This window comes from Herbivorax alkaliphila (assembly GCF_030848475.1).
Classification (GTDB): Bacteria; Bacillota; Clostridia; order Acetivibrionales; family Acetivibrionaceae; genus Herbivorax.
In genome coordinates this window covers 1-1175 of record NZ_JAVDDS010000138.1, presented here as the reverse complement: position 1 = coordinate 1175, position 1175 = coordinate 1, and the positions used below count along the sequence as shown (strand labels likewise).

General features: G+C 27.3%; 2 protein-coding genes. One reads left to right on the top strand and one right to left on the bottom strand.

The features are described from left to right. Window positions 1-270 (top strand): nucleoside triphosphate pyrophosphohydrolase family protein (locus RBH29_RS17705; RefSeq protein WP_459076802.1); only part of this gene is annotated, 270 nt, incomplete at its 5' end. A gap of 74 nt (window positions 271-344) precedes the next feature. On the opposite strand, the gene RBH29_RS17700 is transcribed toward RBH29_RS17705, so the two are convergent. After that, entirely contained in the window at window positions 345-1088 is a 744-nt protein-coding gene (locus tag RBH29_RS17700; protein WP_306698336.1) for a TrmH family RNA methyltransferase, read from the bottom strand. Window positions 1089-1175: the final 87 nt, after the last annotated feature.

The window sequence follows — 1175 nt, the reverse complement described above, 5'->3', positions numbered from 1 at the left end:
GATTTAATTTTCTACTTAAACTTAAAGCTAAAAGAAGAACTTACAGAATATGAAGATGCCAGAAGTGTTGAAAAAATAGCAGATATTGTTGAAGTATTATATGCTATTTTAGATTACAAAGGTGTATCACTTAGTAAGTTTGAAAAAATTCGTGCTAAGAGAGCAAGTAAATTAGGATCATACAAAGAAAAACTTCTTTTAAAAGAAGTTTTAGAAGATGTCGAAGAAGATGTCGAAGAAGATAAATTATTCGACGCTTCATCCCAATAAAATACAAGAGTTTACTACTTTTGTTTTAGTTGGATTTTACTGATATATCCTCTTAATATTATTTTGCGTTATACTTAAAATTTATTTTTAGAAAATTGATACAATGCAATTCCTATTGATATTGGTAGGTTTAGTGAGTCTATTTTTTCAGAGTGACTTATTCGAATGCTTTTTCCATAACTTTGAAATACACTCTCTAAACCAGATGCTTCATTGCCAAAAACCAAAGAGTACAAAGAACTGTCGTATCTGTCAAAATCCTGTAAGCTACATTGTCCATCTAACATAAATGTAAATATATTATGGTGTTTAAAACAATTTAAATAGTCTTCGAAGGAATTAAAATATTGAAAATCAATATTAAATATCGCTCCCATTGAAGCTCTTATTACTTTTGGATCATATATATCAACACCTGGACTTATAATTGCCATATTATTTATTCCAAAACCTAAAATTGTTCTGATAATAGTCCCAAGATTGCCCATATTGCTTGGGTTCACTAATACAACATGTGATTCATTTTCACTTAAAGTCAAAACATATTTTTCAAATACCCCAACAACATAGCAATTATCCTTTGGACTCAATCGATTTACCAGCTTATCATTAACTTGAATTTCTACATTTAACCTTCCGCAGTCTTCAGATAATTTTAAATAAGCAGGATTGTCTACAAAGCTTGTACTTATCAAGACTTTCAAAACTGCATCAGGCTTAGCTTTAATTAACTCAATTGTTGGGAAAGCCCCAAAAGTATATGAATAATTTAAATTTTTATTATATTTTTTTAATTTTTGATTTTTATTTTCAGCCATATTAAACTCTTCCTTAATATTTTAATCATTTTGAGAAAATTTAGTTTTAAACTTTTCTTAATTTGTTTTTATTAATTTTATCATATT